Annotated in this window: 17 protein-coding genes; 6 read left to right on the plus strand and 11 right to left on the minus strand. The window is 71.1% G+C overall.

Features of this window, described 5'->3' with window-relative positions; all coding sequences use genetic code 11:
- The first annotated feature begins 2 nt into the window (after positions 1-2).
- Together ABEA24_RS00790 and ABEA24_RS00795 are read left to right on the plus strand one after the other, a co-directional pair.
- The gene (locus ABEA24_RS00790; protein ID WP_345428257.1) at positions 3-1,175 is read left to right on the plus strand and encodes a CaiB/BaiF CoA transferase family protein; all 1,173 of its coding nucleotides are present in this window, start codon (positions 3-5) and stop codon (positions 1,173-1,175) included.
- A 74-nt stretch (positions 1,176-1,249) separates the two neighbouring features.
- Positions 1,250-3,127 (plus strand): cellulase family glycosylhydrolase, encoded by a 1,878-nt coding sequence (locus tag ABEA24_RS00795; protein ID WP_345428260.1) that lies wholly within the window; start codon positions 1,250-1,252, stop codon positions 3,125-3,127.
- A gap of 134 nt (positions 3,128-3,261) precedes the next feature.
- Here ABEA24_RS00795 and ABEA24_RS00800 read toward each other — a convergent pair whose 3' ends face one another.
- The 4 genes from ABEA24_RS00800 to ABEA24_RS00815 all read right to left on the minus strand — a co-directional run bounded on the left by ABEA24_RS00800 (position 3,262) and on the right by ABEA24_RS00815 (position 8,698).
- Positions 3,262-4,440: a serine hydrolase domain-containing protein gene (locus ABEA24_RS00800; protein ID WP_345428262.1), complete on the minus strand. Its 1,179-nt coding sequence runs from the start codon at positions 4,438-4,440 to the stop codon at positions 3,262-3,264.
- A 194-nt stretch (positions 4,441-4,634) separates the two neighbouring features.
- Positions 4,635-6,662: a BTAD domain-containing putative transcriptional regulator gene (locus tag ABEA24_RS00805; RefSeq protein ID WP_345428264.1), complete on the minus strand. Its 2,028-nt coding sequence runs from the start codon at positions 6,660-6,662 to the stop codon at positions 4,635-4,637.
- Positions 6,663-6,738: 76 nt separating this feature from the next.
- Positions 6,739-7,629 (minus strand): phosphotransferase, encoded by an 891-nt coding sequence (locus ABEA24_RS00810; RefSeq protein WP_345428266.1) that lies wholly within the window; start codon positions 7,627-7,629, stop codon positions 6,739-6,741.
- 73 nt (positions 7,630-7,702) lie between these two features.
- Positions 7,703-8,698 (minus strand): glycine-rich domain-containing protein, encoded by a 996-nt coding sequence (locus ABEA24_RS00815; RefSeq protein WP_345428269.1) that lies wholly within the window; start codon positions 8,696-8,698, stop codon positions 7,703-7,705.
- A gap of 137 nt (positions 8,699-8,835) precedes the next feature.
- Here ABEA24_RS00815 and ABEA24_RS00820 point away from each other — a divergent pair, with 137 nt between their 5' ends.
- Positions 8,836-10,134 (plus strand): helix-turn-helix domain-containing protein, encoded by a 1,299-nt coding sequence (locus tag ABEA24_RS00820; protein WP_345428271.1) that lies wholly within the window; start codon positions 8,836-8,838, stop codon positions 10,132-10,134.
- Here ABEA24_RS00820 and cutA read toward each other — a convergent pair.
- Positions 10,076-10,390 carry a divalent-cation tolerance protein CutA gene (gene cutA / locus ABEA24_RS00825; RefSeq protein ID WP_345428273.1) on the minus strand — a complete coding sequence of 105 codons (315 nt, stop codon included), beginning with the start codon at positions 10,388-10,390 and terminating at the stop codon, positions 10,076-10,078. The genes ABEA24_RS00820 and cutA overlap by 59 nt on opposite strands.
- A gap of 275 nt (positions 10,391-10,665) precedes the next feature.
- Between cutA and ABEA24_RS00830 the strand changes: the two genes are divergently transcribed.
- A complete protein-coding gene (locus ABEA24_RS00830; RefSeq protein ID WP_345428275.1) occupies positions 10,666-11,544 on the plus strand; it encodes an alpha/beta fold hydrolase in 879 nt (292 codons plus the stop codon).
- 75 nt (positions 11,545-11,619) lie between these two features.
- Here ABEA24_RS00830 and ABEA24_RS00835 read toward each other — a convergent pair whose 3' ends face one another.
- From ABEA24_RS00835 to ABEA24_RS00850, 4 genes are all read right to left on the minus strand, one after another.
- Positions 11,620-12,486, minus strand: a complete 867-nt coding sequence (locus tag ABEA24_RS00835; RefSeq protein WP_345428278.1) for a geranyl diphosphate 2-C-methyltransferase — start codon at positions 12,484-12,486, stop codon at positions 11,620-11,622.
- 145 nt (positions 12,487-12,631) lie between these two features.
- Positions 12,632-13,864: a family 2 encapsulin nanocompartment cargo protein terpene cyclase gene (locus ABEA24_RS00840; RefSeq protein ID WP_345428280.1), complete on the minus strand. Its 1,233-nt coding sequence runs from the start codon at positions 13,862-13,864 to the stop codon at positions 12,632-12,634.
- A complete protein-coding gene (locus tag ABEA24_RS00845) occupies positions 13,864-15,282 on the minus strand; it encodes a family 2B encapsulin nanocompartment shell protein (protein ID WP_345428283.1) in 1,419 nt (472 codons plus the stop codon). The genes ABEA24_RS00840 and ABEA24_RS00845 overlap by 1 nt, the downstream gene beginning before the upstream one ends.
- Before the next feature lie 343 nt (positions 15,283-15,625).
- On the minus strand, positions 15,626-16,369 hold the full coding sequence (locus ABEA24_RS00850; RefSeq protein ID WP_345428286.1) for an SDR family NAD(P)-dependent oxidoreductase: 744 nt from the start codon (positions 16,367-16,369) through the stop codon (positions 15,626-15,628).
- 167 nt (positions 16,370-16,536) lie between these two features.
- On the opposite strand from ABEA24_RS00850, the gene ABEA24_RS00855 reads away from it, so the two are divergent.
- Together ABEA24_RS00855 and ABEA24_RS00860 are read left to right on the plus strand one after the other, a co-directional pair.
- On the plus strand, positions 16,537-16,947 hold the full coding sequence (locus tag ABEA24_RS00855; RefSeq protein WP_345428288.1) for a DUF4260 family protein: 411 nt from the start codon (positions 16,537-16,539) through the stop codon (positions 16,945-16,947).
- On the plus strand, positions 16,940-17,467 hold the full coding sequence (locus ABEA24_RS00860) for a TetR/AcrR family transcriptional regulator (protein WP_345428289.1): 528 nt from the start codon (positions 16,940-16,942) through the stop codon (positions 17,465-17,467). The genes ABEA24_RS00855 and ABEA24_RS00860 overlap by 8 nt, the downstream gene beginning before the upstream one ends.
- Before the next feature lie 141 nt (positions 17,468-17,608).
- Here the strand turns inward: ABEA24_RS00860 and gap are convergent, their stop codons facing one another.
- Together gap and ABEA24_RS00870 are read right to left on the minus strand one after the other, a co-directional pair.
- On the minus strand, positions 17,609-18,607 hold the full coding sequence (gene gap, locus ABEA24_RS00865; protein WP_345428291.1) for a type I glyceraldehyde-3-phosphate dehydrogenase: 999 nt from the start codon (positions 18,605-18,607) through the stop codon (positions 17,609-17,611).
- Positions 18,608-18,802: 195 nt separating this feature from the next.
- Positions 18,803-19,750: a GlxA family transcriptional regulator gene (locus ABEA24_RS00870; protein WP_345428292.1), complete on the minus strand. Its 948-nt coding sequence runs from the start codon at positions 19,748-19,750 to the stop codon at positions 18,803-18,805.
- Positions 19,751-19,807 lie beyond the last annotated feature (57 nt).

Below are 19,807 nucleotides of genomic sequence, written 5' to 3' on the forward strand. Positions count from 1 at the left end.
CGGTGGACGAAAGCGCCCTCCCGCTGCGCGACGTCACCGTCGTCTCGCTCGAACAGGCCGTCGCCGCGCCCTTCGCCACCCGGCAGCTCGCCGACCTCGGAGCGCGCGTCATCAAGGTCGAACGCCCTGGCGGCGGGGACTTCGCCCGCGGCTACGACGAGACCGTCAAGGGCATGTCCAGCCACTTCGTCTGGCTGAACCGCGGCAAGGAGTCCGTGGTGCTCGACGTGAAGGACGCGGCCGGACGGGCGGTGCTGCACCGGATGGTCGGGCGGGCGGACGTGCTCGTTCAGAACCTCGCCCCCGGAGCGGCGGAGCGCCTCGGCCTGGTCCCGGAGGAGCTACGGCGCCGGCACCCGCGGCTGATCACCTGCGGCATCTCCGGGTACGGCGACTCCGGCCCGTACCGTTCAAAGAAGGCCTACGACCTGCTCGTCCAGTGCGAGGCCGGCGTACTGTCCGTCACGGGAACGCCCGACGAACCGGCGAAGGTCGGGATCTCCATCGCCGACATCGCCGCCGGAATGTACGCCTACAGCGGCATCCTGACGGCCCTGTACGAGCGCGAGCGCACCGGGCAGGGCACCGACCTGTCGGTCTCGATGCTCGAGGCGCTCGCCGAGTGGATGGGCTACCCGTACTACTACGCCACGTACGGCGGCACGCCCCCGCCCCGTACCGGCGCGCAGCACGCGACCATCGCACCGTACGGTCCCTACACGGCCGGCGACGGTCACCAGGTCTTCTTCGGCCTGCAGAACGAGCGCGAGTGGGCAGCGCTGTGCACGCACGTCCTGCGCTGCCCGGACCTCATCGAGGACGAACGCTTCGCCCGTAACTCCCCGCGCGTCGAGAACCGGGACGAGCTCACCGCCCTCATCGAGGAGGCGTTCGCCGACGCGACCGCCGCCGAGGCCGTCCGCCGTCTTGACGAGGCCGGGATCGCCAACGCCCGCCTGCGGTCGATGGAGGAGTTCGCCGCGCACCCGCAGCTCGCCGCCCGGGACCGGTGGCGCCAGGTCGGCTCACCCGTCGGCCCCCTGAACGCCCTCCTGCCGCCGGTGACCGTGACGGGACGCGAGCCGCGCATGGGAGCGATCCCGGCCGTCGGCGAGCACACGGACGCCGTCCTCGCCGAGTTCGGCGAAGCGCCGACCGTCGAGGGCGGACCGTAGCGGCGGAACGTGGTCTTGCACGGGTGAGGGGCTTCCTGGACAGTGGAGGGCCCGCCTCCTGAAAGGCCCCCGCTATGTCCAGGGTGTCCTTCGCAGCCGTCCGTACCGGAAAAGTTCTGGCCGTGGCCCTCGCCACGGCCGCCGCCGTCACCGTCACCGGCGTCTCGCGGGCCGACGCGGACACGAGCCCGGCCGTCGTGGTCTCCCCCGCAGGGGAGAACTGGGTGTTCCGCGACGGCGACGGGCGGCAGGTGACGCTGCGCGGCTTCAACGTCTCCGGCAGCGCCAAGTTGTACGAGAACGGCCTGCTGCCCTTCCGCAGCACCGCCGACGCCGCGAAGTCAGCGCAGGCGATGCGGGACCTGACCGGTGCGAACGCGATCCGGTTCCTGATCAGCTGGGAGGGCGTGCAGCCGGCTCCCGACCGGATCGACTACTCCTACCTCGACCGGGCCGTTCAGCAGATCGCCGCGTTCACCGACCGGGGAATCCGCGTCCTGATCGACTACCACCAGGATCTGTACTCCTCCCACCTGTTCAACAGCGGCAGCTGGTACACCGGCGACGGTGCCCCGGAATGGCTGACAAAGGCCGGGAACTATCCTCAGGAGTCGTGCGGGATCTGCCTGCTCTGGGGGCAGAACATGCAGAACAACGCCGCCGTACGGCAGGCCGCCCACGACTTCTGGCACAACCGGACGCTCACGACGTCGACCGGCCAGGTCGGCGTGCAGGACGCCTTCCTCACCCAGGCCTCGGCCGCCCTCACGTACCTGAAGACCAAGCTGTCCGCGCAGGCGTTCCAGAGCGTCGTCGGGTTCGACCCGTTCAACGAGCCGTTCGACGGCGGGCTGGACGGGCAGAGCGGCCTGGATTGGGAAAAGACCTACCTGCTGCCCTTCTACCAGCGGTTCCGTACGGCCATGGACAACGCCGGGTGGAGCGCCAAGCCGGCGTTCGTCGAGCCGCTGGTGTTCTGGAACACCGGGTTCTTCGAGGAGGGCGGCCTGTCGTCGTCCGGACCGCTCGGCACCCGGCTCGTCTTCAACAGTCACTACTACGACGGCGGCCGCATGGTCATCGACCCGTCCGCCGCCTCCGACGGGACGTACGACGCGGCGATGAACCGGATCCGGCAGCGCGCCACGGAGCTGAAGACCGCCCCGCTGGTCTCGGAGTTCGGCAACCGGATGTCCGGGACGGGCAGCGACCGTACGCCGTGGATGGTCCGCGCGATGTACCAGGCCATGGACTACGGCACCCCCGGCAAGAACTGGTGGGACTCCGCCGCGAGCGGCGGCCCGGTGCTGTCGGGAACCCAGTGGCACTGGGACGTCTACAGCGGACACCACCACGAACTGATGAACGGCAACCCGGACAAGGTGCAGACCACCGGCGACGCGTGGAACGACGAGGACTTCTCGGTCGCGACCACCGACGCCGCCGGGAACGTCAGCCTCCGGCTGGACCAGCGCGTCCTGGACCGGCTGTACCCGTCCGCGGTGGCCGGTGACGCGCTCGCCTTCGCGTACGAGGACCTGGCCCGCTCCGGGTTCGGCGGGGCCGGCCAGCAGCAGGCGTGGCTCACCGTCCCGTCGTCGCTGCCGAACGTCGCCGCCCTGGTCAAGGACCGCCAGTACGGGGTTCTCGTCTGGCGCGGGACGTCCGGCACCGTGCCGACCGAGCTCCACCTGCCGCAGTCGTTCGCCCCGGCGAGCACGACGGTGGTGGGCGACGTCGGCTCACTCACCGGCCTCCCCGCCTCCGGCGCGGTCCGGGTCGCCGACGAGACCGGTTCGGCGGCGGCCCACCGCGTACTGCTCACCGCTCCGGCCGGGCTGCACGCGGCCCTGGTCGTCAACACCGCGACCGGCACGCCGGTGACGGCGGACCAGCGCGCCGCCGTCGCGGCCGAGCTCGCCGCGTGGCGTAACCGCGTCTTCGGCGGCTGATCACGGCTTACCCCGAGCGCGCGAACCGGTTCTGGGCGGCCTGTCCGGGATCGGAACGCGGCGCGCGCACCTGCGCGGGCATCGCCACCGAGCGGTGACGGCCCAGGCATGGGCGGGTGCTGTTCGGAATGCCTTCAGCGGGTGCCGCAGAAGGCGGTGTTCTTCGTCTTCTGGATCGCGTCCAGGATCTGTGTGGTGCGGGGGTCTGCGAGGTCGCGCAGGGTCACGGACAGGCTGATGTGCCGATGGCCGTCGGCGGTGTGCCAGCTCTGGCTGCCGTAGCCGACGATGCCTCCGTCGTAGCCCCAGACCGTGACGCCGCAGGGGAGTCGCATACTGTCCAGGCCCAGCCCGTCCGCCTCCTTGGCCGGGCCGCCGCCAGGAATCGGGACCGTCTTCTTCATCTCGGCGAGCCACGTCGCGGGCAGCAGCCGGCCGCCGAGCAGCGCGGCGTAGAACCGGTCGAGGTCGCCGGTGGTGGAGATCATCGCGCCCCCGGCTCCCGCGATCGAGGGGTTCATCCGGGTGATGTCCAGGGCCCGGCCGTCGATCGTCATGTATCCGTGCGCGTGCGGGCCGGGAATGTCGGGTCCGCTGTCGGGCACGGTCGTGTTGTGCAGCCCCAACGGCCGCACGATCCGGCGGGTGATCTCGTCCTGCCAGGACCGGCCGGTGACCTTTTCGATGATGAGACCGGCCAGCACGTAGTTCGTGTTCGAGTAGCGCCAGCCCTTGCCGGGCGGGAAGTACCGCGGAAGCGCGACGCCGCTGCGGGCGAGCTGTTCGGCCGGGAACGTGTGGAACCGCACCTTCTCCAGGAACTCCTGGCCGGCGAGCGGATAGGTCTTGGCGTCATCGAGGTAATCGGCGATCCCGGAGGTGTGGTTCAGGAGCTGCCGCACCGTGATGTGCTGTCCGCCGGGCACCCTGCCGGGCAGGTACCGCTCGACCGGGTCGTCCAGACCGACCCTTCCCTGCGCGGCGAGTTGGAGCAGGACCGTCGCGATGAACGACTTGGTGATGCTCCCGATCCGGAAGCGCCCCTGCCGGGGCACCGGTTGCGCGCCACCCAGCCGGGCGCGCCCACTGACACCCCGCCACCGGCCGTCGGTGCCGATCACTTCGGCCTGCACCCCCACCGCCCCCGCGGCCGTCACCGCGTCCAACGACCGCTGCAGCTGCCCTCCGTGGGCCGACGAGACCGACGCCCGGTCGACTGCGGCACGGGCCGAAGTGATCGGCACCGCCAGCGCGGCCAGGCAGGCCGCCCACACGGTCACGGTCCGTCGCCGGACCTTCGCACGCGCGTCCATCAGATACCTCCTGTGAGAACGTCGAATGTGACGGCACCACTCCACTCCCACACGGCCCGCGGCGGCGTCCCCATGCCGGGGGAACCTGGATCTGCCCCCGTGGCGTGATGACATCGCCTTGACGGATACCGCAGCGGGAGCCGAAGCCGTTGCGGCGGTTTTGCTCCCGAGGATTCGTGGCTCGCGGCTGAGATTCAGCGGAGGGCGGCGGCGAGGTCGTCCAAGTGCCGGGAGACGGGACCGACGGTGAGCAGGCCGCTGCCCGCGGAGAGTTCCGCCGCCGCGGGGGACAGCTCGGCGTGGGCGCGTTCCATCGTCTCCCGGTCGCCGACGGCGATGGCCGCCTGGGCGGTCAGGCACCACAGGGCCTCGAACAGCAGGTCCCGGGGCGGCTCGGGGACGTCGCGCAACGCGGCGGCGGCCGCCGTACGACGCCCCTTGGCCAGCAGCGTCAACGGGCGGGCCCAGGGCTCATAGGGTCCCCAGTCGGCGTCCTCGTCGGTCCGGGCGGGCCGTCGGTGCAGCACGCGCAGCGACAGGAGCGCGAGCGACGGCAGGCCGCGTTCCAGCCCCGGCATGCCGCAGCCGTCGAGCCGGGCTGCGGCGTCCCGGTACGCGGCCTCGGCGGCCTCCTCCGAGCCGGTCGCGGCGGTCCGCAGCGCGGCGTACCAACCGGTGAACACGCCGACCAGCGGACGTTCGTGGCGCTCGGCCAAGCGGTCCGCGGCGGCCGCGTGCCGGTCGGCGCCGGGGAGGTCCCCGAGGGCGCTCCGGGCCTGAAGGCGGATCAGATGACCCAGGATCTCGAAGGCGGACAGGCCGTGCCGGGCGGACAGGGTGACCAGCTCGGCGCCGATCTCGTCACGGCGCGGCGCTCGACCGGCGCGGTCGAAGCTCTGCATGAACGCCGCGTTGAGGGCGAACGCCAGCAGCGCCGGATCGTCCAGCCGGCGGGCGATCTCCTCCGCCTCCCGAGCCGCCTCGGGCCCGCGCGCCGCGCGGGTGCCGCGCGACTCCAGGGCGATCGTGGCCAGCAGCCGGGCCCGGGCCGCCTCCTGCCCGGCGGGGTGGGCGGCCAGCGTGCGCTCGGCCGCCGCGACCACGTGAGCGGCCTGCTCCGGGTCGTCGACCCGGGTCCAGATCGCCGGGACGTCGTACGCCCCGATCACTCGCGCGGTCAGCTCCGCGTCGCCCAACTCCTCGGCCGCCGCGATCGCCGCGACGCGATGCCGGCGGGCCTCCTGAAGGCCGCTGCCGCCGGTCACGGCGAGGTTGCGTAGGAGCCCCACGGTCGACTCCAGCCGGGCCCGGGCCCCCGACGGCACGGCGCGGTCGTACGCCGCCGCTGTCTGCGCCCACACCCGCCCCGCCGCACTGCCCGGCTCAGGGTCGAGACGGGCGGCGTGCGCGAGGATGTCGGCCTCCAGTTCGCGCAGTGCCGGGCCGGGGTCCACGCCGAGCTGCTCGACCAGGAGCGTACGGGCCCGGCGCAGAACGGCCAGCGCGTCGCCCTGGCGGCCGGTGCGGTACAGCGCCAGGGCGAGCAGCCGCCAGGCGTGCTCCCGCCACGGGTGCTCGGCCACGTGCGCGTCCAGGTCCGGCACCGTCTCCGCGGCCAGGCCCAGCGTCAGGCGCAGCTCGGCCCGGCGCTCGACGGCGTGCAGCCGCAGCTCCGCCAGCCGCGAACGCTCCGCCCGGGCCCACGGCTCGTCGGCGAACTCGGCGTACGCGGGCCCGCGCCACCACCCGAGTGCCTCGTCCAGCCGCGCGAGCACCTCCGCGGGCCGCAGCGTCGTGGACACTCCTGCGAACGGTAGCGCCACAGGCGCCCCTGCGGGCGGCGGCGTCGTGGCGGCGGTCACGGCACGTTCGAAGCGCCAGGCGTCCACCGCGTCGGGCTCGGCGCGCAGCGCGTAGCCGGGACCCTCGGTGACCAGGAGCCGGGCCGGCGCGCGGGGTGGACGCTGCGGCTCCAGGGCGCGGCGCAGGGCGGCGACGAAGGTACGGATCGCGCCGGTGGCGTCCTCGGGAGGGTCCTCCCACAGGTCGTCGGCCAGCCGCGTGACAGGGACGACGCGCCGTCGGGCGACGATCAGCCGTGCCAGCACGGCGCGGTGCCTCGGCCCCTTCAGGGCGATCGACTCCCCGGCGTCGTCCCACGCCACCACCGGCCCCAGCACGCCGAAGACGACCCTCACGCCCTGCTCCTCCTTCCAGGACATTCCGCCACTGGCCCCAGCATGCCGAAGACGCCCCTGCCCCCTGATAGCGGATTGGGCGGCTTCGTGGTGTCCTGGGTCAGGTCGCATCGAGGCGGTGCCGTGCCCAGTCCTGGGCTACCGCCGTGAGCCGTGCCGAGTGTGGTCGTGCGGCTGGTGATCGCGTCTTGTGTCTCCACAGGCCCAGCACTGTGGTCGCGAATGCTGTCACGGCGGCCGTCGGTGCCGCCTGCCATGTGGGGATCTGGCGTGCCCACGATTCCGCGCTTTCGGGGGGATGCCCGGCTGCCATGAGTCTGATCACCATGAATGCTGGATCTATCCAAGGTGCGCCGCGGGAGGCCCAGGCCCAGTCGATGACCACCACTTTGTCATCGTTGATGAGGAGGTTGCCGGGTTGTAGGTCGGTGTGCAGCAGCGCGTCGCCGTCGAGGAGTTCGTGCGCGGTCGCCTCCAGTTCTGCCAGGTGGGGCAGGTTCTCCTGCTCCCAGGGGTCCAGGTCGTTGGGTGGGTTCTGGGTGTACTGCTGCCAGACCGGCAGCCGGGCCCAGCGTGCCGCGATGCTGCGATTCGGCACGGCGCGCGGGGTTATCCGCTGTAGCGCCGCGACCGCCTCCGCGACGGGTGTCAGGTCTGCGGAATAGGGGGACAGGTTCGGGTGTCGTCCGGCCGCGTGTTCGAAGCCGAGCATCAGCCAGCCGTCGGTCTCGGTCTGCCACAGCAGCCGCGGTGCCAGGCCGTGGGGCAACAGGTGGTTGACGGCCGCCTCGTTGCGGTGCATCCACGCACTGGGTGCGGTGGCTCGGATGCCCTTGCAGAACACGGCCCCGCCGTTCAGATGGAGCGTGGCGGAGAACTCCGAGCTGCATCCCCTCTCGGGTGCCTTGGCATTGATGACCGTTCCGCCGCAGTGCTGCTCGACCGCGTTGCGGACACCTTCCGGCAGGGCGTCCCATTCGTGTCGGCTCATGGCGTTCCTCGCTGGATAGGGGGCGACCCCAGGCCGCCGAGCATATGACCTGGGGTCGCGTGAGAGGTGGATGTCACGGGCTGTCGGTGCAACCGGCGTGGCACTGCGAGCAGTCGACCGCGCGCGCCTGCCACATCTCCTCATCGACCGGGATGCCGGCCGCGCGCATCGCGGCGAGCGTGGTGGCGATCGAGCCGCCCTCGGCAGGCGGAACGTCTCCCGTGCAGGCGTTGTCGCACTTGCACGTGTGATCGTCGGTAGGGACGTGGTGAATGAACCGCCCCGCGACCCGCTGGCAGAACTCCGCGTATTCCCGGGTGTGGAGGACGAACGTATGCCAGCCGATGTCGACGGCGGGTGACGGGCCGAGACCCGCGCCCGGGTTGAGCGCGCACGCCTGCAGGAACCCGAGCGCCTCGGCCATGATCCGCTTGGCCGTCGGCTGGTCGACCTGCTCGTCCTTGACGATGCGCCGGACGAGCCGATCGAACAAGGCCGGGGAGATGAGATCCCGGGCGTTGACGGCCGCAGCCGTCCTCTCGAGCGTTAAGGTCATCTGGCTCCTCCTTAAGAGCCTCGGGTACGACTCGGTCGCCGTACCGATTTCCTCCTGGCCGATCGGCCGGAGAGTCAGAGGGCCTGGCAGTAGTGCCGGTGACTTGATCCACGGCTTCGGCCTGGCATGAGCAGTGGTCTGGGGTGTCCCGGCCGTCCAGGTCGCCGCCGGGCCTGAGACCCCATCACCTCGCCCGACAGCCCGCTGTCTCGGCGGTGGAGGCGCCTGGCCAAACGGCGGCGTGCCGACATCTAACTGCACCATGAGCTCACGTTCGGGCGGGGAATCGCGGGTCGGCCCTGACCAGACCCATGCCCACCACAGGGCGCCCTGGTGCTCGACGAGCATGATCGGCTGTGTCATCCGCACGTCACGCGGATTCCGTACCTCGACGATGCCGTCCGCGCGGACCGCCACGTTGAAGCCGGCTCGGATCAGCAGCGGCGCGAGCTTGAGCGCGTGCGCCTTGACCGTGTCGGCCGGCGGGGTGGAACTGACTTCCTGTGCGTGCACCTACGCCTCCGAAGATGTGGCGATTCGGTCACAGTTAGTTAAGGGCTGCGGGAACTGCGCCGGTAGAGGACAATGCGGAGCATGAGGGAGCACGGCTGTCGTGCTCCAGGATGCTCGGCAAAGGTGCACGCAACACGATGGCCGACGTTCATAAGGTGTGGGTTGATCGCATCCGCGCGGAGCGGAAGGCGCGCGGCTGGGACAAAACCGAGATGGCGCGCCAACTCGCCCGTGCAGCCGGAGAGGCACGCAACAGGCTTCCGAGCCACGAGAGCCTGCTGTCCTACGTCAAGCGCTGGGAGCGCGGTGACGTGGATGAGATCAGCGAGCGCTACCGACTTCTGTACGCCCGCGCGTTCGAGATGTCCGAAGATGAGCTCTTCACAGAAGACGAGGACGAAGTGGACCGTCGGGCGTTCGTCGGATCGTCATTGGCCGCTGGCCTCACGCTCACGATGCCCGGAAGTCCCGATCTCGACGCTGGGCGCCGGATCGGGACTGAGGCAGTCGCACGGCTTCGTAATCGGACGGCCCGGCTCCGGCGTCTGGATGACGTGCTTGGCGGCGCGGAGACGTATCCGGTCTACGCGGCCGAGCTGAAGTCCACGATTGCCATCGCCGACAAGGCGAGCTACACCGACGCGACCGGCCGCGCGCTCATGGGAGTCATCGCCGAGCAGGCTCAACAGGCCGGATGGGCCGCTTTCGACGCCGGATGGCACGCGCGGGCCCGCCAGCATTTCAAGCGCAGTCTCACCGCTGCCTCGGATACCGGAGACACATCTCTGATCGCCAACTCGTTGGCGTTCCTCGCTTATCAGAAGGTCAGCACTGGGCAGCCAGGCGTGTCCGAAGCTGACGCATCATGCCGGGTTGCGGACAGCGACGAGACGCCGCGAGCGGTCCAGGCTTTACTCCGAGAGCGTGCCGCTTGGGCCCATGCCGTCGCCGGCGATGCACGAGCCGCCGAGCATGCGCTCGATCTCGCGCGTGAAGCACTCGACGACGGCCACGACCGACAGGGCCCTGACTGGGCACTCTGGGTTGATCACACCGAGCTGCAAATCATGACCGGCCGCTGCTGGAGCGTCCTGCGCCAACCGGGCCGTGCCATCTCCGCCCTCACAGGTGCCCTTGATCGCTATGAAGACACGCACGCGCGAGATAAGGCGCTGTACCTGACATGGCTCGCGGACGCGCACATCGATGACGGAGACATCGAACAGGGCGCAGCCGTCACCCGCCGTGCGGTCGTGCTGTGCGCGGACGTCGCGTCGGCACGTCCGCGGTACCGCATCGCGGAGACACTCCAGCGGCTGGAGCCGCACCGCAGCGTGGTCGCGGTGGCCGCCCTGATTGATGAAGCGGAAGTGCTTCTCAAGCAGTCGCCCGGCTCACCCACTCCAGATACGCCGCCGAGCCGCCGAGAGGCGTGAAGGACACCTCAGGGTTGTCCCACGGGTGTGCATCGATGAGATGCGCCTCCAGCTCCGGATAGCGGTCCTCGGTGGTCTTGAGCACGACCTGCCACTCTTCTCCGGTGCCGAACTCGCCCAGATGCCAGAACGCTGTAGTCGCCGGCCCGAAGACCTGACCGGACGCGGCCAGACGCGCCTTGACAGCCGAGTTCAGCAACTCGATCGCCGTCTCGCGATTGTCCGCCGTCGTCGATACCTGTACATGGTTCGCCATGCAGCGGAGCCTAACGATGCCTACGCCCCTGAGGTGATCGATCCTTGCGCTTCTCGAAGACCATCGCGCCCCCTGGGGCGGGGTGTTGCAACGACCGCTAGAACCTAAGGATCCTCCTTCCGGGACATTCCGCCACCGGCCCCGGCACGCCGAAGGCGCCCCCGCGCGGGGCCCTCCTTCCAGGAGATTCCGCAGGTCACGTAGCGCGCTCATCGGATGCTCATTCGCACGCGGCAGCCTTAACGGCATCCCGACCACGAGAAAGGGCGAGAAACATGGCGCCTGCCATTCCCGGCTTCGAGTACCGGCGCGTCCCCGTCGCCGAGGGCGTGTCGCTGAACACCGCCGTCGCAGGGTCGGGCCCCGTGATCGTGCTGCTGCACGGCTTTCCCCAGACCCACCTGATGTGGCGGCACGTCGCCGAAGACCTGGCCGCCGACCACACCGTCATCTGCCCTGACCTGCGCGGCTACGGGGCCAGCGACAAGCCCGCCGAGGCCGGCCGCGACACCTATTCCAAGCGCACCATGGCCGCGGACATCGTCGCCCTGGCCCGTGCGCTGGGACACGACCGCTTCGCGCTGGCCGGGCACGACCGCGGCGCGCTCGTCGCCTTCCGCGCCGGCCTCGACCACCCCGAAGCGGTCGCGCACCTGGCCTGCCTCGACGTGCTGCCGACCGTCGACATGTGGGAGGTGATGCGCGGTGTCACCGCCGCCGTCGGCTTCCACCTGTACCTGATGGCCCAGCCTCCCGGCCTGCCCGAGCAGCTGATCGCCGGGAGCCCGGACGTCTTCTTCGGCCACTTCCTCGACATCTGGACGAGTGACCCGGACGCCATCCCCGCCGACGTCCGCGCCGCCTACCTGGACGCCTGCCGCGACGCGGTGCCGTCCATCGTGGCCGACTACCGTGCGTCGGCCGGCATCGACCTCGAACACGATGAGGCCGACCGCGCGGACGGCAACCGGCTGCGGATGCCGGTCACCGTCCTGCAGCAGGACTGGGGCGCCGCGCTCGGCTTCGACGCCGCCGCGCTGTGGAGCGCCTGGACGCCGGACCTGCGGCACCGCACCGTCGGCTTCGGCCACTTCATGGCCGAGGAGGCGCCCGCCGACGTCACCAAGGCCCTGCGCGACCTCCTCGCCCGCTGAGCGGCCCGCCGTTCGGGGGTGGCCGTACGGGGACAGCGGTGTGGGGACCGCCGTACGGGCCGGCTGCGCGGAGGGTCAGACGCGGTCGGCGGCGATGAGGAGGTACTGGAAGCTGCCGTCGGTGTAGGCGTCGAGGAACGTGTTCTCGATGCCGGTGGCCAGGCTGGACTGGGCGCGCAGCCGCCAGTACGGGATGGTCGCGGGGGTCAGGTCGACGACGCTGGTCGGAACCAGGCGGTTCGCGGCCATCTCCCTGAAGTACGTGCTGCGCGGGTGGATGTCGCAGATGTAGTGCGCGTTGATCTGGCTGACGGCCCGCGACGGCAGCCCGTATGCGTCGTTGTAGCAGCCGGTGATGCAGACGTACCGGCCGCCGCGGCGCAGCAGCCGCGAGTGCTCGGCGAACAACAGTCCGAGCTCGACGTACATGGTGGACTCGTTGTTCCAGGTCGCCTGGAACGCGCCGGTCGGGAAGCCGGTGTCGAGCATGTTGCGCAGGTTGAAGCGCACCTGGTCGCCGACGCCGCGCAGCCGCGCCTGCTCGTTGGCGAAGTCGACCTGGGCCTGGGAGATGGAGACGCCGTCGACCTCGCACCCGAACCGCGCGGCGGCCACGAGGCTGGACCCGCCGCGTCCGCAGCCCGCGTCCATGACGCGATCCGCGGGCCCGAGGGGGCCGAGGTGGTCGAGGAGGAAGTCGGCCTGCGCGCTTTCGAGGCGGTGCAGCTCCTCGATGAGCCGGGTCTCGCGGAGCTCCGGTGGGCTCTGCAGCACGGACCAGTCGACCTCGCCGATCCCGTAGTGGTGGTGGTAGATGCCGTCCACCTCGCCCAGCCGCAGGTTGACCGGGTTCCGTTCGGCGTTCCAGTAGTCGGCGACCGAGCGCTGATACGGGCTGACGGGGACTACGGAGGCGTGGAGGGAGTCTTGGACGGACGTCATGCCGGCTCCTTCGGGCGTGTGGGGGGATGTGACGGAGCTGCTGGTCATCTCCGCGGGCGCGGGACGCGGAGGCGTCCCGTCGCCGGCGGAGCCGTGCGTCGTATCCGTGGGCGGCCGGGCCGCGAGGGCCTCGGCCGCCCACGGATCAGCGGTAACGACTACTCGTGCTGTGCCATTCGAAGCCCCCTCCCATCCATGCCTGGGCTCCGCGCAGGAACCGTTGCAGCTCTACGGAGGGGACGGCGGCGAGTCTTTCCTGGCTGGTCTGGAAGTCGCGGACGAATCGGTTGTGCAGGCGCACGCAGGTCTCGATCGCCTCGCGGAGCGTGCACTTCTCCTCGGCGGCGACCCTCAGGACCAGGTTGTCCGCCTGCTCGTCCGCCGCCTCCCTGGCCACCGAGTGGAGGTCGTTGACGATGACGGCGGCCGTGCCCGCCTGCATCAGCGCGTGGTGAAAGTGCGGCTCGTAGAAGAGGTCGGCCGGAAGGGCGTAGCCGCCGACGACGTCGATCAGTGTCATGGACGTGTAGAAGCTGTCGTGCTGCCGGGCCGCGAGGTAGCGCCAGGCCGGCGGGAGCCCGCCGCTGTAGCGCCACGCGGCGTACGCCGCCCAGCTCACGTACATCTGGAACGTCGTGTTGCACACCCGCATGACCTGGGACGGCGTGGCGTGGCGCCGCAGGTGGGCGGTTGCCGAATCCAGCGCGACCAGGACGGGGTCGGCCCGCAGCGCCTCCTCGAGCGGGCCAGTGAACTCCCCGGCGGGCGGTGGGCGGTCCATCGCGGACATGACCAGCGCGAGCCGCGGTGGCAGTTCAATGGGCGTGGCCCCCAACTCGCTCTCGTCGGCGTAGTAGTCGTCGCTCGCCCACCAGGCGGCGTTCACCTGGGCGGCGAGGAGCAACCGGTCAGGGTCGTCGGTGTCGGGGTGGGCGAGCATGGCGAGCCGGCCGAACCCGGTGCGGCGGAACGCGTCGAGCCGGTCGGCGTAGATGCCGGTCTCCTCCGCCCAGGCGACGAGGGCGTCGTTCACCCGGTCGCCGAGGTCGTCGTCGACGCGGACCGTCTCCGGGCAGTACAACGGCGGGTACGAGCCGTCGCCCCACGGACGTTCGGCGTATCCGGGTGTGATGCCGGAGTCTGCCGCGGTCTCCTCGGGACAGAAGAGCGCGGGCCGCTCGACGCCCTCGGCCACCGCTTCGGACTCCGGCGGCCGGTCGACGGCGGGTGGCCGGCCCGGCCGTTCTCCTAGGGGATGGGTCTCCGGGATCGCCGTCCGGAGCGCGGCCGCCAGGCGGGCCGCCGACGTGCCGAGCCCGGTCGGGCCGGACGGCAGGCCCCGCGGGATCTCCCGCTCCACCGGTATGTGCTCCGCCATCACGAGCCCGGCGCCGCGATCTCGACGTTCTCCAGCACGCCGAGCGCGTCGGGGACCAGGACCGCGGCCGAGAAGTAGGTGCTGACCAGGTACGACGTGATCGCCTTCTCGTCGATGCCCATGAACCGGACGTTCAGCCCCGGCTCGTACTCGTCCGGGATGCCCGTCTGGTGCAGGGCGACCACGCCCTGGTCGTCCTCTCCGGTGCGCATCGCCAGAATCGACGACGTGTGGCCCGCGGCGATGGGGATCTTGTTGCAGGGGAAGATCGGTATGCCCCGCCACCCGGGGATCCGGCTCCCCTCCCACTCGACGGGGTCGGGGTAGAGACCGCGTCGGTTGCACTCGCGCAGGAACGCCGCGATCGCCTTCGGATGAGCCAGGAAGAACCGGGTGCTGCGGCGGCGTGACAGCAGCTCGTCCATGTCGTCGGGCGTGGGCGGACCCGACCGGGTCTGGAGCCGCTGGGAGTAGTCGGCGTTGTTCAACAGCCCGAAGTCCGGGTTGTTGACCATCTCGTCTTCCTGCTTCTCGCGCAGGGCCTCGATGGTCAGCCGCAGCTGCTGCTCCAGCTGGTTCATCGGCTCGTTGTACAGATCGGTGACCCGGGTGTGCACCCGCAGCACCGTCTGGGCGATGCCCAGCTCGTACTCCCGTGGCGAGAGCTCGTAGTCGGCGTACGTGGCCGGCAGCGAATGCTCCCCGGCGTGGCCGGCGGCCAGCGCGATCTCGGCCTCGCCGTGCTTGTTCTGCGGGACCTGCGTCACGGTCCGGAACCGCTCGACGTGAGCGGCGAGAGCGCCCGACCGGTCGAGCGTGGCGAGGAAGTCCTGCCGCGACAGCACCAGCAGCGAGCAGGCGGTCGCGGCGACGGCACTGTGGTCCCACGTGAAGTCCGGATCCGTCAGCGCCTCGTACGAGAGGTAGCCGCCGTCGCCCACCGGAGGCAGATGCGCCGCGTCGTCGAAGGCTCCCTCGCCCTCGCGCCTGAGCTTTCCGTGGGCGACCACGTAGAAGTGATCGCCGCGCTGGCCGTGCTCGACGAGCGTCTCCCCGGCCGGCAGCTCCCGCTGCGTGAACCGGGCGGCCAGCTCGCCGAGCACCTCCTCGTCGTAGAACCCGGCGAAGGGCGGGATCTCCCGCAGCGTGGGCGGGATGAGCTCCGCCCGGCGCGCGGTGCCGGCGATGCCGACGCGGCCCCCGCCCACCTTGTAGGTCATGCGCCGGTTGACCCGGTAGGCGCCGCCGGACACCTCGACCCAGGGCAGGACCCGCAGCAGCCAGCGCGAGCTGATCGCCTGCATCTGCGGCGGGGTCTTGGTGGTCGTCGCCAGGTTTCGTGCGGCTGCCGTGCCGAGAGTCTGTGGATACTGCTCTTCTGTCGTGTAGATCGGCTCCCGCGATGACGATGGGCTCAAACCGAGACCTCCCTCTCGAGCGCGGTCGGTCCGCTGAAGGACCCTTGACCCTACTGAGATCGCTCACTGAAGGTGATCGATCCGCGACTGAGCGTATGTGGGTATTTCGTGACGGGACACTCCCTCATCCGGCACCCTTGCCTTACTGATCCACGGCCGGACCGGCCGTGATCCGGGCGTGAGGCGCCGGAGACGGTCGTGGCGCCGTGGCCCGCCCCAGGTCGGAGCGTCGCCGCACCGTCCGGGCGTTCGGGAGCCGCACCCGTCCGGGCGCGCAGGCGCCGGACCGGCCGGGCCTCAGACGGCGGTGCGGCCGGGCCTCAGACGGCGGTGCGGCCGGGCCTCAGACGGCGGTGCGGCCGCCGTCGACGGGCAGGACCGAGCCCTCCACGAAGCTCGAGCGGTCGGTCGCCAGGAAGGCGATCGCTTCTGCGACCTCCTCGGCGGTGCCGGGGCGTCCGGCCGGTGCCTGGGCGGCCAACTGGTCGAAGTCGTCGCCCATCGCCGCGGTCCCCTCGGTGAGTATGGGGCCGGGGCTGACCGCGTTGACCCGGACGCCCCGCGGCCCGTACTCGGCGGCCCAGGCCTTGGTCAGCAGCACCAAGGCGGCCTTGCTCGCGCCGTACAGGCCCATCCCCGTCATGCCGACCTCGGCGGCCACCGTGGTCACGTTGATGATGGCGCCACGACCGCGCTCGGCCATCTCCGGCGCGAGCTCGGCGACGAGGAAGTACGGCGCCTTCACGTTCAGCGCGAACACCGCGTCGAAATCCCGCTCGCTCGTCTCGTGGGTCGGGCCGAACGGGTAGATGCCGGCGTTGTTGACCAGGACGTCCACGTGCCCCATCAGTTCCCGGGCCCGGGCGGCCAGCGATCGGGCGGAGGCCTCGTCGCGCAGGTCGGCGGCCAGGAAGTCCGCCCGGCCTCCGGCCTTGTGGATGTCGCCGACGACCTGCTCGCCCCGCGCCTGGTCGCGACCGGAGACCACCACGTGCGCGCCGAGCCCGGCGAGCGCGAGGGCGGCCGCCCGGCCGATGCCGCTGGTGCCGCCGGTCACCAGCGCCCCCATGTCCAGCAGCTCCGCCATTTTCGCCCCCATTGAAATCCGGTTTCGGTCGAGCCCTTCCCGGCTGTGACGGGGTGTAAGCCGATGTGGCGCGCAGGACTTGTGGGCGATCTGTTCAGATGTTGACGGCTAACATTGTTAGCCATAAGCTAACGGTGTTAGCTCAGCTCGCGCCCCAGGAGGATCTGATGAATCGGCCCGTCGCGCCGGCGCCCACCCCACACCCCGTCCTCCGTACCGCCGCACGGATCGGGTGGCTCGCTCTCGCGCTCTTCTTCACGGCGTTCGCCGTGCTCGAAGTGGTCAACCACGGCGTTCTCGCGCTCGCCGCGGCCGTGCTGTTCGCGATCGCCCCCGACCTCACGATGCTCATCGGGGCGTCCGAGGGCGGCCACGGCCGTCTCTCCCCGCGCGCCGTGCCGTACTACAACGCCGCGCACCGCTTCTGGGTGCCGTTCGCCCTGGTCGTCGCCTACTCTTTCGGGCCGGTGAACTGGCCCCCGCTCTTCGCCGCCGGTCTCGGCTGGCTCGCCCACATCGCCTACGACCGCGCCTTCGGGTACGGGCTGCGGGACCGGGACGGACGCCGGCGTGGCTGACCGCCTCTCGCCGCGGGCCCGGCAGATCGTCGCCGCGGCCCGCGAGCTGCTGGAGAAGGACGGCGCCGACGCGCTCACCATGCGTCGCCTCGCCGACCGGCTCGGCATCCGCGCGCCGTCCCTGTACAAGCACTTCCCGGACAAGGCCGCGGTGGAGGTCGAGCTCATCGCGGAGGGCATGGAGGAGCTGGCCCGCGCCCTGGAAGCGGCCGAGGCCGCCGGCCCGGACGACGTCATGGCCGGGCTCGGCGCCGCCTACCGCGCCTACGCGCTCGCCCACCCCCACCTGTACCGGTTGACGACCTCCGGTCCCCTCCCTCGTGACCTGCTACCGCCCGGCCTCGAGGACCGTACGGCGATGCCCCTGGTGCGGGCGGTCGGCGACGCGGACCGCGCCCGGGCCGTGTGGGCGTTCGCCCACGGGATGGTCGTCCTCGAACTCGACGGCCGGTTCCCGCCCGGCGCGGACCTGGACCCGGCCTGGCGCGCAGGACTCACGTCGCTCACCTGGCCCGCCTGACAGAAGGCGAAGGGCCGGCGGCCGGAGGCCAGTCGGTCGCGCGGCCCGCGCATAGCGGCCAGGGGCGATGCCGAACCAGCGGGTCAGGTGACTTTGGTCGGCGAAGCCGGTCTGCGCCGCGACAGGGCCGCGTCGACGCGGTCAGCCGCGCGCCAGCAGTTCGAGCGTGTCGACGACGCGGTTCGCGAAGCCCCACTCGTTGTCGTACCAGGCCACCACCTTGACGTGCTTGCCGTCGACGCGGGTGAGGGCGGCGTCGAAGATCGAGGACGCCGGCTGACCGGCGATGTCGCTGGAGACCAGCGGCTCGTCGGCGTACTCGAGGATGCCCTTGAGCCCGCCGTCGGCCGCGGCGCGGTAGGCCGCGAGCACCTCGTCGCGGGTGACCTCGCGTGAGACCGTGGTGTTCAGCTCCACGATCGAACCGACCGGGACCGGCACACGGATCGAGTCGCCCGACAGCTTGCCGTCGAGGTTCGGCAGCACCCGGCCGATGGCCTTGGCGGCGCCGGTGGTGGTGGGCGCGATGTTCACGCCGGCGGCGCGGGCGCGACGCAGGTCACGGTGGGGGCCGTCCTGCAGGTTCTGCTCCTGGGTGTAGGCGTGCACCGTGGTCATGAAGCCGTGCTCGATGCCGGCCAGGTCGTCCAGCACGGATGCCAGCGGAGCCAGCGCGTTGGTGGTGCACGAGGCGTTCGAGATGATCACGTGCTCACCGGGGGCATAGGCATCGGTGTTCACGCCGTACGCGAGCGTGACGTCGGCGCCGTCGGAGGGAGCGCTCACCAGGACCCGCTTGGCGCCGGCGTGAATGTGCGCGCGGGCGGCCTCCGCCGCGGTGAAGCGGCCGGTGGACTCGAGCACGATGTCGACGCCGAGCTCGGCCCACGGCAGGTTGCCGGGCTCGCGTTCGGCAAACACCTTGATGCGGCGGCCGTCGACCACGAGCTCGGTCCCGCCGACCTCGACGGGGCGGCCGAGGCGGCCGAGCGTGCTGTCGTACTTCAGCAGGTGCGCGAGGGTCTCGGGGGCGGTGAGGTCGTTGACGGCGACCACTTCCAGGTCGCTGTCGCGCTCCAGCAGGGCGCGGAGGGTGTTGCGTCCGATTCGGCCGAACCCGTTGACGGCGATGCGAGTCATGAAGGCTCCTTTCGTCCCGTCCCCATGGTCGGCACCCGGATGCCAGGCCGACAGTGGCCTGAAAGACAGTGTGCGCAAGGATCCCGCCACGACTTTCGCCACGGATCGCAAGGATCTCGCCAGCTCCTACCGGATCAGCGCAGCCTTACGCCGTACCGGCGGCCCGACCTGGGTGAACGCACGGACCTCCGGGGCTCAGGCCGAAAAGGTGTGACGGTACTCCGTCGGGGAGGTGCCGAGGATGCGCTGGAAATGCAGCCGCAGGTTCGCGCCGGTGCCGAGCCCGACTCGGTCGGCGACCTCCTCAACGCCCAGGTCGGTGCGTTCGAGCAGTTCGCGCGCCAGGTCCACCCGGGCGCGGAGCACCCACTGCATCGGCGTGTAGCCGGTGTCCTCCACGAATCGCCGCGAGAACGTGCGCGCCGACACCCGGGCGTTGCGGGCGAGCGCCTCGAGGGTCAACGGTTCGGAGAGATGCGCCAGGGCCCACTCACGCGTGCTCGCGAACAGGTCGCCGAGCGGCTCGGGCACACTCCGCGGAACGTACTGCGCCTGCCCCCCGCTGCGGTACGGCGCCGCCACCAGCCGTCTCGCCACGTGGTTGGAGAGCCCGACGCCGTGGTCGCGCCGGACCAGGTGCAGGCACAGGTCGATGCCGGACGCCGCGCCCGCCGACGTGAGGACGTCGCCCTCGTCCACGAACAGCACGTTCTCGTCCACTCGCACGAGCGGATGCCTCTCGGTGAGGGCCTTGGTGTAGTGCCAGTGGGTCGTCGCCCGCTTCCCGTTGAGCAGGCCCGTCGCCGCCAGCGCGAACGCCCCGGTCGAGATGGCCGCGAGCCGGGTCCCACGCTCGTGGGCGGCCAGCAGCGCGCCGACGACCGCCGCCGGTGGTTCCGTGGTCGCCGGCTCCCGATAGCCGGGGATGAAGATGGTGTCGGCGTGCTCCAAGGCATCGAGGCCCTCGGCCACGTGATACGAGAGACCGTCGCCGCCGGTCACCAGGCCGGGTGCGGCGCCGCACACCCTCACCTCATAGGGCATGTTCGGCCGGTGGGAGAACACCTGCGCCGGGATCCCGACGTCGAGCGGCTTCGCACCTTCGAGCACGAGCACGGAGACGTGGTGGTTCTTCCGGCTCATCGCGCCTCCTTCGACCGCCCGCGATCGAGCGGGCGTCCGCTCGCGCCGTGGCGTGGA

The organism is Actinoallomurus vinaceus (assembly GCF_039542055.1).
GTDB lineage: Bacteria > Actinomycetota > Actinomycetes > Streptosporangiales > Streptosporangiaceae > Actinoallomurus > Actinoallomurus vinaceus.